9 protein-coding genes and 1 pseudogene are annotated in these 13820 nt (G+C 47.9%); all 10 read left to right on the top strand.

Annotation, left to right across the window (positions count from 1 at the left end; genetic code table 11):
- The first annotated feature begins 86 nt into the window (after positions 1-86).
- The gene (locus AC50Y5_RS11300; protein ID WP_494860585.1) at positions 87-2786 is read left to right on the top strand and encodes a family 78 glycoside hydrolase catalytic domain; all 2700 of its coding nucleotides are present in this window, start codon (positions 87-89) and stop codon (positions 2784-2786) included.
- Between the two features lie 814 nt (positions 2787-3600).
- A pseudogene (locus AC50Y5_RS11295) lies at positions 3601-3882 on the top strand (COG4705 family protein); the annotation flags it as partial.
- Between the two features lie 180 nt (positions 3883-4062).
- On the top strand, positions 4063-4659 hold the full coding sequence (locus AC50Y5_RS11290) for a biliverdin-producing heme oxygenase (protein WP_494860583.1): 597 nt from the start codon (positions 4063-4065) through the stop codon (positions 4657-4659).
- On the top strand, positions 4652-4897 hold the full coding sequence (locus tag AC50Y5_RS11285; RefSeq protein WP_494860581.1) for a hypothetical protein: 246 nt from the start codon (positions 4652-4654) through the stop codon (positions 4895-4897). The genes AC50Y5_RS11290 and AC50Y5_RS11285 overlap by 8 nt, the downstream gene beginning before the upstream one ends.
- Positions 4898-4980: 83 nt before the next feature.
- A complete protein-coding gene (locus tag AC50Y5_RS11280) occupies positions 4981-5439 on the top strand; it encodes a hypothetical protein (protein ID WP_494860579.1) in 459 nt (152 codons plus the stop codon).
- Positions 5436-6680: a PAS domain S-box protein gene (locus AC50Y5_RS11275; RefSeq protein WP_494860577.1), complete on the top strand. Its 1245-nt coding sequence runs from the start codon at positions 5436-5438 to the stop codon at positions 6678-6680. Before AC50Y5_RS11280 ends, AC50Y5_RS11275 begins: the two co-directional genes overlap by 4 nt.
- On the top strand, positions 6677-6925 hold the full coding sequence (locus AC50Y5_RS11270) for a diguanylate cyclase domain-containing protein (RefSeq protein WP_494860576.1): 249 nt from the start codon (positions 6677-6679) through the stop codon (positions 6923-6925). The genes AC50Y5_RS11275 and AC50Y5_RS11270 overlap by 4 nt, the downstream gene beginning before the upstream one ends.
- Positions 6926-7088: 163 nt before the next feature.
- Positions 7089-10190 carry a hybrid sensor histidine kinase/response regulator gene (locus AC50Y5_RS11265; protein ID WP_494860574.1) on the top strand — a complete coding sequence of 1034 codons (3102 nt, stop codon included), beginning with the start codon at positions 7089-7091 and terminating at the stop codon, positions 10188-10190.
- Positions 10171-11292: a response regulator gene (locus AC50Y5_RS11260; RefSeq protein ID WP_056035653.1), complete on the top strand. Its 1122-nt coding sequence runs from the start codon at positions 10171-10173 to the stop codon at positions 11290-11292. Before AC50Y5_RS11265 ends, AC50Y5_RS11260 begins: the two co-directional genes overlap by 20 nt.
- Before the next feature lie 155 nt (positions 11293-11447).
- The gene (locus tag AC50Y5_RS11255; RefSeq protein ID WP_494860571.1) at positions 11448-13820 is read left to right on the top strand and encodes a hybrid sensor histidine kinase/response regulator; all 2373 of its coding nucleotides are present in this window, start codon (positions 11448-11450) and stop codon (positions 13818-13820) included.

Below are 13820 nucleotides of genomic sequence, written 5' to 3'. Positions count from 1 at the left end.
ATTTTTGCCGAAAATGGACGCTATAATTATACGATAACAGGGTAAGTGATGAACAGCAGCTTTTCCTGATTAGAGGAGGTCGTCCCATGGTCCAGATCGCAAAAGTCAGATGTGAATATTTGAAAAATCCGCTTGGCATTGATGTGCCGCATCCTAGAATCAGCTGGCAAATCCAATCAGAGGAAAGAGGCATTCAGCAGCAGGCCTACCAGCTGCAAGTTTCATTGGAGCCAAAGTTTGGACAAATTTTATGGGATTCTGGCCGGAACGCTTCTGGTCAATCCGTTCATGTTGTGCTGGATCAAATCGAGCTGCAAGCGCGTACGCGATATTATTATCGGGTCAAGGTGTGGACTACCGAGTTGTCTTTGGAAGGCAGCGCTTGGTCGGAAACGGCCTATTTTGAAACCGGTCTCTTGGATTACAGCGCGTGGACAGCGGAGTGGATTAGCGCGCCTTCCGATTTCGCTGCGACGGAAGAGGATGCGGAGCGCATTCCGCTGCTCCGAACTTTTGTCACCGTTGAAAAAACGGTCAAAAGCGCCCGGATTTACGCTACGGCACTAGGCATGTATGAGCTGCAATGGAATGGCAATCGCATTGGCAACGACTATTTTACACCGGGCTGGACCAGCTACGGCAAACGGCTGCAATATCAGGTGTATGATGTAACGAACCAGTTGGCCGTTGGCACGCATGCGATTGGCGCGCTGCTGGGCAATGGCTGGTACAAAGGGGAACTCGGCTGGAAGCAGGAGAAAGAGACTTATGGTTCACGCGCTGCGCTGCTCTTCCAGCTTCACATTAGCTATGAGGATGGTACGGAGGAAGTTGTCGTTTCGAATAATGATTGGCAAGCGGCTGGAAGCGCGATTCTAATGTCCGAAATGTATCATGGCGAGCGTTATGACGCCCGTCTGGAATTGGACTGGCATAGCAGCCAAACGGCGGATTCAGACGTATGGCAGCCAGTTGAAACGATTATACATCCTAAGTCGATCATAACCCAGCAGGTAAATGAGCCTGTTCGCCCCGCCGAAACACTGAAGCCGATTGCTGTAATCCAAACGCCAGAGGGCGATACGGTGATTGATTTTGGCCAAAACATGGTCGGCTGGGTAAAATTCGAAGTCGAAGGCGCCGCTGGACATAGGGTTGAATTGCAGCATGCGGAGGTGCTAGATCAGAATGGAAACTTCTATATGGGCAATATTCGCCGGGCCGAGCAGCGTATCCAATATACGTTGAAAGGGAATGGGAAGGAATCGTTTGAGCCGCATTTCACCTTTCAAGGCTTCCGTTATGTGAAGCTGACGGGGTTTAAAGCGCCGATTGAGCTCGAAGCTTTCCGTGGAATTGTGCTGCATTCGGATATGGAGCGTACAGGGTTTTTCGAATGCTCGGATGCCAAGGTGAACCAGCTGCATCATAATATCGTCTGGGGGCAAAAGGGCAATTTTGTCGATGTGCCGACCGACTGCCCGCAGCGCGATGAGCGGCTAGGCTGGACGGGCGACGCGCAAATGTTCATTCGAACGGCTTCCTATGTGATGAATGTTGCCCCATTTTTCACTAAATGGCTGCAAGATTTGAAAGCGGATCAGACGCCGGAAGGGGGCATTCCGTTCTACATCCCTAATCTGAAGCCTGAGTTTTCCGAAGGCTGGGGAGACACAAGCCATTCCTCTGCGGCTTGGGGCGATGCGGCGGTTATTTGTCCATGGACGATGTATGAAGCGTATGGCGATGCTAGGCTGCTGGAGGCGCAATATGACAGCATGAACCAATGGATTCAGTACATTTATGAGCAGGGGAGCAACCCTTATTTGTGGAACACGGGATTCCACTTTGGCGATTGGCTGGGGCTTGATTCCAAGCCGAACAGCTACGTCGGGGCCACGGACAGAGATTTTATTGCAACGGCCTATTACGCTTATTCGGTATCGCTTGTCGCTAAAGCGGCGAAAGCATTAGGGAAAGAAACGGAAGTGGAGCATCTTGCTGCTTGGCATAAACAAATTATTGCCGCATTCCAGCATGAGTTTCTGACCCCGTCCGGGCGGCTGTCTGTACCGACACAAACGGCGCAGGTGCTGGCGCTGCGCTTCGGCCTCGTGTCAGGGGCGGCGAAAGAGAGGGCCGAGCAGAAGCTTGCCGAGCTGCTAAAGGAACAAGATGACCATTTGACGACAGGATTTGTCGGTACGCCTTATTTGAATCCAGTGCTTAGCGAAGCTGGGCGCAATGATCTAGCTTACCGTTTGCTGCTGCAGGAGGATTATCCTTCCTGGCTCTATCAAATTACGAAAGGCGCGACGACGATTTGGGAGCATTGGGATGGCATCAAGGAAGACGGCAGCTTCTGGAGCGAGGATATGAATTCCTTCAATCATTATGCCTACGGTGCAATCGGAGAATGGCTGTACAGCTACGTGGCTGGCATTCAGCCAGACGAGGAGGAGCCGGGATTCAAGCATGTGAAAATCAGCCCGCAGCCGGGACCAGGTTTAACATGGGCGGAAGCAAGGCTTACAACGATGTATGGGGTAGTCGTTTCCTCTTGGCGCCGTATGGAAGCAGGGCGAATGGAAATTCAAGTGACGGTGCCGGGCAATGCCCGTGCGACGCTAAAGCTTCCAGAAGCGCATGCGGCAGCCGATGTGCTGGAAAATGGCATTGCACTATCGCAAGCGGCGGGCATCACCGCGATTCATGAAGAAGCGGGAAGCGTTACGCTGGAGCTGGGCTCTGGCCAGTATCATTTTGCATACGATAGATATTTATAAGGTGTAACGGTGTTCAAGTAATAGGATTCCACTTGAGCGTGTGTGCAAAAGTAAACAATCCAGTTCCAGATCCAAATCCAGATCCAAATTCTGAGTGAAAAGGAATATCTCTCCTCAAGAATGTGAACCTGCTTACCCGAAAAGTTACGTTGTGCTCCTCGTTTCAGGGGTTTGCTCCGTGAGCAAATCCTACCAAGACACCAAGACACCAAGACACCAAGACACCAAGACACCAAGACACCAAGACACCAAGACACCAAGACACCAAGACACCAAGACACCAAGGCAGATTTGGTGGACACAGCAGCCGCTATTTTCACCGAATCGTGGATTATGGCACCGGCGGCGGACACAGGAGCCGCTATTACACTGCCCATCGCCATTTTGAGGGGATGATGAGGGCAATAGCGGCTTTCCTGTCCGCGTGCGGCCTGAAATCGAAGGAAAAGCCAAAATAGCGGAACCTCAGTCCTCCAAAGGAGGAGGGAAAGCCCGGAGCTGTGTGATTTCAGCAACAGTGGATTCATCAGCAGTCTCAGCAACAGTAGCCTCAGCATCAGTGGTCCCAGCCACAACCGGATGCTGTGGTTCCTTAAGCCTTGAATCGTCAGAAGAGATTGGCCGCGAATAAGCGCTAAGCCAGGAACAACTGGCCGACTCACGTATGCATACACACCCCAATGTATAAAAATGTTTGACGAAAAAGTCTGGTTTTCCAGGCTTTTTTTATTTTTTAATATATAGAAATTTAATAACCGGTTAACTAATAATTAATTAGCTTTACCTATGCTAAGAAAAAAATGCTTGGACGCAGCTTGGCTATTTGACTTCGGCACTTATATTCGCAGCCATTATTGGCGCTGTAACGTCTGCCTATTACCGTTATCAATGCAATGCGGTGTTGGCATTTTGGATCGCCTATATTGTTACGCGGCCATTAGGAGCATCGCTTGGCGATTATTTGTCCCAGTCAACGGATGACGGCGGATTAGGCTTTGGAACTGTAGGAACAAGCGCGATTTTCCTGGTTTGCATCTTAGGCATGATTGTCTATTTAACCCGTTCGAAAAAGGATGTTATAACGGCTAGCGAGTAGGCCTTGTTACAAAAATCCATGGAGAAACACTTTGATTATATTAATTTTCTCAGTTATAATTATGTATTGATTATAAGGTGAAAAATCATATTTTCAGCGTGAAGCACAGCGATGTTTATGCAGACAAGTGTTTCTTCTTTAAGGCGAAAAGCCTATAAATGGATAGGAGTGAACGCCCATATGAACGTCATGGCTCGATTGAAGGAAGAGACTGCTGTGAATCACAAGCAGATCGAGGACAACCGCTTTGCCAAAGCCATTATGAATCAAACTTTAAACGTAACGGACTATTCCCTTTACTTACAGAAGTTTTACGGTTTTATTAAGCCGGTAGAACGCCATATTGCCGCTCTATCAGAAGCGCAAAACGTGCACGAGCTTGGCGAGTTTATTCAAAACCGGGCCAAATCCCCGCTGTTGGAACGCGATTTGCTGGCACTTGGTTTAAGCGAAGAGCAGCTGCAGCAGCTACCGGAATGCCAGCAGCTTCCTAAACTAGCTACAGTGGCCCAGATGCTTGGTTATATGTATGTCATTGAAGGCTCCACAATGGGTGGGCAAATTATTACGAAGCAGGTTCGCAAATTTCTGCCGCTTACGGACAACGCAAGCGAAGGCACGGCGTATTTTAACGCTTATGGTACCGAAACGAGAGCGAAATGGGCGGAATTCAGCCAATTTGTAAGCGAGTCTGTATTAACGGAAGAAGAGGCTACTCAGGTCGTTGAGACGGCGAAGCAAACGTTTCTGACTCTGGAGGTTTGGTTTAATGTTTAACCGAAAGCTAGACATTCCTGCCTTAAACCGCACGTTATTGACAGGTGAAAATTTTGTCACCCAAGACAGCATTGACCTGACGAATTGCGATAAGGAACCGATACATATTCCAGGCTATATTCAACCGCATGGCGTGCTGCTGGCAGCTAGAATGGATGCTCCTAACGAGATTGTGCAAAGCAGTCGGTTAAGGAGATTTCGGATCGCGAACTGGCAGCATCTAACACATCTGACTTAAATTATTTGAATGTTACAATTGAAGTCGGCGGGAAACCGTCCGACTTTTTCTGTGTTGTCCACGAAAGCGAAGGGCTCATTATCGTGGAACTAGAGCCGGTATCGGAAGATCAGGGGCCGGATCATGATGATTTTGGCTGGATCCGCCATTTTTTCGGAAAACTAAAGCATGCAGAGAATCGGGCGGAAGCGAGCCAGGTAGCTGCTGAGGAAATCCGCAAAATATTGGATTATAACCGGGTCATGGTCTATGAGTTCGATAAGGAATGGAACGGCAAGGTGATCGCCGAGTCCAAGGATGAGGGACTTGAATCTTTTTTCGGCCACCATTATCCCGCATCGGATATTCCCAAGCAGGCGAGGGAGCTGTATTTGCGCAACTGGCTTCGCGTCATCGTAGATGTAGCTTATAATCCAGTAGAAATTGTGCCTGCCGTTCAACCGCTCACGGGCAAATCACTTAACCTTAGCCTGTCGGTGCTTCGCAGCGTATCGCCCATGCATATTGAATATTTGCAAAACATGGGTGTGGGGCAACGATGACCATATCGTTGATTCATGATAATCAGCTGTGGGGATTAATTACTTGCCATCATTATTCGCGTAAATATATTTCTCATCGGGTCCGCAATTTGTGTAATTTTCTCGGTTCTTTTTTCTCCAGTGAATGGTTTCAGCGGCAGCAGCTTGACGAATATGAGCGTGAAGCGAGATTGCGGAAATGGGCTTCCCATCTTGCCAGTATTTTTGTGGGGGATAATAATCCCATTCGCCTTATGGACCAGTTGAAGCAAGAGGAATCGAACCTGCTGAATTTGATGAGCGCAACAGGAGCGGCGGTCTGTTACCAGGAAAAGCTGCTGCTGCTTGGGGAGACGCCGACGGAAGCGCAGGTGGAGCAACTGGCACAATGGCTGGCCGAGCAATCGTTAGATCATGTGTATCAGACTTCAAGTCTTAGTGTGGTGCTTGATTTGGCGAAAAGCTACAAAGAGCTTGCTTCGGGCGTACTATATTTGGCGTTGTCTCCAGGACATGAAAACTTTATTATGTGGTTCCGGCCCGAGCAAGTACAAGTCGTTCACTGGGCTGGCGATCCGGCAAAAGCGGTTATTCAAGGCGATGACGGCATTCGTCTGTCACCGCGTAAATCTTTCGAGAAATGGAGACAGGTCGTTGAGTCAACGGCGCTATCCTGGTCGGATCAAGAGCTGCGAATGCTGCCTGAGCTTAAGAGCATCGTCATGAGGCATACGGAGGAGCAGCTTCGTCAAGCCCAATATTTAGCTATGCACAATTCCGCCATTGTCCGCAAAAACGAACAACGCTATATTCAGCTCATGGAAGCATCGTCTGTACCCTTTTTCACCTTAACCAATCGTGCATTTGTTTACGCGAACAGCCAGGCGGCGAGACTGCTCGGAGAAGTCGCTGCCAAAACGCTTATGGGACGCCCGTTTATGTCCTTCGTGCATGACAGCTCCCAGGCCGAGTTTGAGGCGCAGTTTCAAGAATTGGAACAGGACCCTTTAAACATAACAACCGTTATCGGCCGGATAAACAAGTCGGATGGTCAAATGATCGTTCTTGAGTTCATGCTCGTATCAGTCGTGTATGGAGGCGAGAACTCCATCATGGCCATTGCCCGGGAATATCAAACAGATGCCAATATGGAAAATGTGTATTCCGACATGTTAACGCAGCTGCAATCGCTCACGACAACGGATCCTTTAACCGAACTGCCTAATCGCCAAGCTTTTATAAGGAGCTGGCTGACGATGTGAGAGAAGGCGCAGAGCGCGGCTATTCGGTGGCCCTTTTAATGGTTGATATGGATGATCTGCGTATTTATAATGCCCTGCAGGGCTTTAACGTTGGCGACTCCTGTCTTCAGTATATAGCCGATTTGCTATCGGTCATGGGAAGGCAGGGAGAAGTCGTTGCGGGAAGGCTGGAAGGCGGGACGTTTGTGCTGTACAAAGCGAAGCAAGCCGGGAAAAATCGGGCTGTGCTGGAGAAGTGCTTTTAAGCTGCAATGAAGCATGGAAGCTTTCCTTAACGATGGTTGAATCCAAGCATTTGATCTGCGGATCAGATGCTTTTTTAATGCTATAGTATGGCGGTGTGTTATCACATTAATCATGTTATGATGAAACATAAACAAGGAACTTTATATATGGAGAAATTGAAATATGAAAAACAAAGCATTATTTGGCATGTTAGGATTTATTCTGCTATTGCTTATTGGGGCTAATGTTGCCTCTCAATTGAAGTGGGATGATCAGCCGGAAGCTAGAAATGGCGTGCTCGACTTAAGTAAATGGGACGGGTTCGGTCAGAAGGTCATTAAGCTGAAGGGGGAGTGGGACTTTTATCCGGAGCAGCTGTGGGGGGACATGGCAGAAGCAAAGACAGGCCCGTTATCCAAACAGGCGCATGTTCCTGGAAATTGGAGCAATATGCTCTTGAATATGTACGATAGTCAAGCTTTCGGATATGGCACCTATCATCTTCGCATACAATTTGGCGAGCATCAGCCAGAGCTTCAAGCCTTTCAGGTATCGCTTATCCGCAGCGCGCATCGGTTGTTGATCAATGGAGAAGAAATTGGAGCGAGCGGCGCCCTTGATGATGGTTTAAAGCAGTATAAGGGGAAAATCAAGCCGTATATTGCCTATACGCAAATTAGAACGGATAGCATAGATATTTTCGTACAGGTAGCTAATTTCGATCATGCAACAAGTGGGGGTATCATTCAAGCGATTCGGATGGGGCCGCCGGATTTAATCGTTCAGGAGCAGCAGCAATTTGCCGCTTTCGAATTTGGCACCATTGCTTTTTTTATCGTGTTTGGCCTTTATTTTGGTGTGCTGCATCTACAGGACCGGGGCAGCGGCTGGATCTATTTATCCTTCTTTTTCTTATGTACGGCGCTATTAAACTCTGTTCAAGGGACGAGGTGGCTGCTGGCCATTTGGCCGGAAATGCCTTACCGAATGACGGTCACCGTATATTGGCTATGTTCAATCTCCATATTGGTAGGCATGTTCATGTACTTAGCTGTACGACATGAGCAGCGCGTCAACCGCCTGTTCAAGAGAGGTCTGCTCGTCATCTCCTCCGCAATGGCTGCCTGTATACTCGTCATGCCGACGGCTATTTCTACCCGCTTGCTGCCTCTGTGGCTAATGGTCTCTTTTATTGTACATATATATATCCTTCTCGTAGTTTTACGAAACTTACGTAGCGGGGACGAGCAAAATCGCTATGAGTTTTGGTCGTTTTGCCTGTTTTCGGCACAAGCCTTGCTTAATTCGCTAGTGCTGTTTGGCTTTGGTGAGTTAACCCTATGGTATTTTGTACAAATGATCGGGTTTAGCATCGCAATTTCGTATTTGTTTTTGCACCAGTTTTTTCGGGCTTATCAAAAAAATGAGGCGCTTACTTTGGAACTCCATCGGGTGAATCGCTTTAAGTCTGAATTTATGAAGGGTATTTCCGAACAGATGATTACGCCTTTAAATGCCATGATTGGCGTTGCAGAAGCACGCCTGCATGCGGATGAGAGCTTGTCTGAGGAGCAAATTCATGATTTGCGGCTGATTACTTCAGTAGGCTGGACGATGAGAAGGCTGGTAGACGATATGATGGATTTTGCCCGTTTACTTGAAGCGGGCATTGCGCTTACGGTTCGTCCGATTCATTTGCCATCTGTTGTAGGTGAAGTCATTGAACGCACCCGCGACTTGGTATTTAGCGATTCGATTACATTAATGAATACGATTCCACAGGGCTTGCCGCCAATTGTAGCGGATGAGCAGCGTTTGCAGCAAATATTGTCCGGACTTATACAGTCTGCTCTGAAGTTGACCATTGAAGGTGCGATTACAACGAAGGCAAGCGTGGTTAGCAATCGGATGGAACTTGAAATCATCATGCAGGGAACGGGAATAACGGACGATACTGCCGCGACTCTTGTGAACATGCTGCATCTGGAGGACGAAGCGAGCAGACCGCTGCCCTATGATGAGCATCTGGGACTGTTCCTTGTCCATGCGCTCGTTAAGCTGCATCAAGGGCGAATCAGCATCGCCTCTGGCTTGCCCCAGGAGGTTATCATCGGTCTATCGCTTCCGATTGCTATAGAGCTATTGGCAGGGTCCAATGCCGGCAGCTTTCCTGAATTTCATGGAAACAGTGTGGATCTGTCCTTGCAGGCACAGGGGCTAGTGGATCAGCGATTAAGAAGTCGCAAGCTATATCAGAGTCAGGAAACAGAAAGAACTGAAATTCTGATCGTTAGCGACGATTCATTAAACATCAATGTTTTGGTGAAGCTGCTTGCCATGGATCAATACCGAGTAACCGTTGTTAAAAAAGGCAGAGAAGCGCTTAAGCGGCTTCACCATATGCGGGATACGGATCTCGTAATTGTAGAACGCATCTTGCAGGATATGTCGGGGCTTGACGTATGCCGGAATATCCGTGAGCATTTTACCAGCTTTGAGCTTCCCATTCTTCTCATGACGTCCGCTGGCTATTCCGATCACGCGATAGCGGCGAGCCAAGCGGGAGCGAATGATTTTCTGGTGAAGCCTGTCGAGTGGTCAGAGCTTCGAGTGCGGATTTTGACGCTGGTGCAATTGAAGCGCTCGGTCGGCGCGCGTATTCAGATGGAGCTGGCCTTTTTACAGGCGCAAATCAAGCCTCATTTTTTATTTAATACGTTAAATTCGATTGCCGCTTTAAGTAAAAAACAGCCGGAGAAAATGACGGATTTATTGACGGAATTCGGGCATTATTTGCGGGAAAGCTTTCGTTTTGACAGCTCCGAGCCGCTGGTGCCTTTTGAGCGTGAGCTGAAGCTGGTGAAATCATACCTGCATATTGAGAAGGTTCGTTTCGAGGATTGGCTGACGTTTGATATTCAAGTGATGACAGAGCTGTCTTTCTGGATTCCGCCCTTGACGATTCAGCCTTTGGTGGAAAATGCGGTTCGGCATGGCATTATGCGCAGAGCGGATGGCGGGCATCTTGAAATTTGTGTCTGGCAGGAAGGCGGAGACATCCTGATTACGGTGAAGGATAATGGGGTTGGCATGCCAGCTGAGTTGCCGCCCCATGCGGAAGCAGCGCCCCTAACTGGTGGAATTGGCCTGGCCAATATTGACCGCAGGATGAAACAATTATTTGGTTACGGATTAACGATTTCCAGCCGTCCGGGAGAAGGTACGGAAATATGCATCCGATTGCCCATGGAGAAGGTAGGTATACATGAAAGTTATACTGGTTGATGATGAACCGCTAGCATTAAGTCATTTGGCCGAGGAGCTTGCGTGCTTTGCAGAGCTTGAAATGATCGGCTCCTATCGCAATCCAAGGCTGGCGCTTGCCGATATCAGCAGACTGGCACCGGATGCTGTCTTTCTGGATATTGAAATGCCGGAGATGAGCGGCATAGCGCTGGCGGAGAAAATTTTGCAGCAGCGCCCGCATACGCAAATTGTATTTGTAACCGTATATGAAGAATATGCGGTTAAGGCATTTGATCTTAACGCTGTAGACTATCTATTGAAGCCCATTCAGCTGAAGCGCCTAGCTCAAACAACCGAACGGCTGCTGCAAAGAGCAGGCAGTCAGCTGCCCGCTGCGCCCCGTCAGGACTGGGTCCGGGTTCAATGCTTTCGTTCTTTGCAGTTTGAGCGGGCGACGGGCGGCTCGGCAACGCTGCGCTGGAAGACGTTAAAGGCTCAGGAACTATTCAGCTTGCTGCTGCATTTGCGCGGAAAGCCTATCCGCAAACAGACGCTGGTCGACCAATTATGGTCGGATATTGATTGGAAAAAAGGAATTACGCAATTATATACGGCGATTTATCAAATTCGCAAATTGCTACAGGATGAGCAGTTGAACATTCGCATTGAAAACGTCGATGAAGGCTACCGGCTGGATTTAAACGGCTTCCCGCTTGATATTGAGGAATGGGAGCGGCAAATGGATGCTGCTCCGCCTTTGACGAGCGAATCGCTGGAGCAGCATAAGCAATTGTCCGCCCAGTATAAAGGCGATTATCTCGCAGAATATGCTTACTTGTGGGCAGAGACCGAGAAGCAGCGGCTCCGGATGAAATGGCTGTCGCATGCCAAACAAATTGCGAATTATTTTATTGAAAGCAATAATCTCCCAGCGGCTGCCGAACATTATTTAGAAATGCAAAGTGTGCTTCCAACGGAAGAAAGTCTTTATTTTGAGCTGATGCGCATTTATGATTCTCTTGAGGATCGGCGTTCGGTCGAAGCCCAGTATGAGCTATTGCGAAAAATGCTGCTACAGGAGCTGGATATGGAGCCGCACGACTCTATCCGGTTGTGGTTTGATCGTTGGAGAAGCGTATGAACAGATGGACTGAGACAGGAAAAGCTCTATTGATCAAGCCTCTCCTATTAAAAAAGCAGGGCAATTCTCATCTTTCAAAAATGTTTCAAAAATGTTTCAAAATATTGTCGTATAGTAATGAGTAGACTTACTTGCGTAGGATGGGAGAAACACAGATGTTAAAAGAACTCAAAGACATAAAAGATATAAACTACGCTTTATCTGCTCTAGAACAATCCTCGATCGTTTCGATAACGGATGCACAAGGTATCATCCATTTTGCCAATGATTATTTTTGTGAGATTTCAAAATATACGAGAGATGAAATGATCGGCTCCAGCCATAAGGTCTTAAATGCCGGCTTTCATTCACAAGCGTTTTTTAAAGAGCTGTGGGCAACGATCAGCGACGGGCAAGTGTGGAAGGGAGAAGTGAAAAATCGGGCCAAGGATGGCAGCGTATATTGGGTGAATATGACGATTCTGCCGTTCACTGATGATGACGGCATTGTTTATAAATATATGGCGATTGGCAGCGATATCACGACACGCAAACACAATGAACTGAAATTAATGCAAAACATGGAAAGCTTGCGCGATATTGAAAATGCATTGGACGAATCCTCAATTGTTGCCATTACGGACAATAAGGGAGTTATTACTTACGTAAATGAGAAGTTTTGTGTCATTTCCAAGTATGAACGAGAAGAATTAATCGGGAAAACGCATCGGGTCATTAATTCGGGTTTTCATCCGAAAGCTTTTTTCAAAGTGATGTGGGAAACGATTAAACAAGGCCATGTATGGAAAGGCGAGGTCAAAAACCGCGCTAAGGACGGCAGTGAATATTGGATGAATACGACGATTGTGCCTTTTCTCGGTGAAGATGGCATTCCTCATCAGTTCATCTCCATTCGTACCGATATTACCGATCGGGTCAAGGCAGAAACTGCGCTTGCCGAACGAACGGAACAGCTTGCCAAAGCGCATGACGAGGCGATTGAAGCGAGCTTGATTAAAAGCCAGTTTTTGGCCAATATGAGTCACGAGCTTCGTACTCCACTGAACGCGATCATTGGCTACAGCGAGATGCTTCAGGAAGAAGCGGAGGAGCTTGGCGAGTCTGTTTTCGTCGAGGACCTCTCTAAAATCAGCAAGGCTGGTAACCATCTGCTGGCGCTCATTAACGATATTTTAGATATTTCTAAAATTGAAGCCGGCAAAATGGAACTGCACCCGGAGACCTGCAGCCTGCCGAGCTTAATGCAGGATGTACTGACTACGATACGTCCGCTTGCGATTGGGAAGGGAAATAAGCTGCAAATGAATTGCGGAGAAAATGGCGACATTACCGCCGACATTACAAAGCTGCGGCAAATTCTCTTTAATTTGCTGAGCAATGCCAACAAGTTTACGGAATCGGGGTTTATTACCTTTGAGGTGCGGAAGGAAACGCGCAATCAGCGAGAAGGCTACAGCTTTATCGTTCAGGATACGGGAATAGGCATGACCCCAGATCAACTGAAAAAGCTGTTTCAACCCTTCACCCAAGCCGATGCTTCTACTACCCGCAAATATGGCGGCACAGGGCTTGGACTAGCTATAAGCCAGCGGTTTAGCCAAATTATGGGCGGCGATATTCAGGTAGAAAGCAGCTTTGGCGTAGGGACAACGTTTATTTGCTGGCTGCCGAATACGATGGAGGATACCCTCGTTCATTTGTCTTATCCTATAGCTGAACTACCTGTACATACGGTAGATGAGCATGGACAAACGAGCATTTTGCTAATTGATGACGAGGTGTTTAATCGGGAGCTGATGGAGCGTTACCTAGCCAAAACAGGGTGGACGCTAGCATTTGCGAATAATGGTTCAGAGGGGCTGCGGCTGGCCAAAAAACTGCGGCCAAAAGTCATTTGCTTAGATATTCTTATGCCCAATATGGATGGCTGGAGTGTGCTTAATGCCCTTAAAAATGATGCCGAACTTGCCGATATACCCGTCGTTATCTGGTCGATGACTAGCGACAGACAGCAGGGCTACACGCTGGGCGTTTCCGAGTATTTAACCAAGCCGGTTGAACGGGAACGGATGATCCGGGTGATGGACAAATATATTAAGCAAAGCGACGATCACCAAATTCTCGTCATTGAGGATGATGCGACGACAAGCGAGCTGATGACCAAGCTTTTACAGAGAGAAGGATATGTCGTTGCGCAAGCCCGTAATGGGAGGCTCGCACTAGAGCATATGGCAAGAGAAATGCCTTCCCTTATTTTACTAGATCTTATGATGCCGGAAATGGATGGTTTTCAATTTATTTCGGAGCTGCGCAAGCACGGGGAATGGAACGAGATTCCGGTTGTCGTTGTGACAGCTAAGTCGATTACACAGGAAGAACGGCAAAAATTAAACAGCTATGCCAAAAATATTATCCAAAAAGAAAAACTCGAATACCATTCGCTGCTTTCGGAAATTCGCCGATTGATGGCTCTTGCCAAGGAGAATAAAACAGAGGCTGCACCGCAAGCGAATCATGAATCAACCTGA

The organism is Paenibacillus sp. JT22N7, from assembly GCF_059383875.1.
This window is presented reverse-complemented; position numbering and strand designations above follow the sequence as displayed.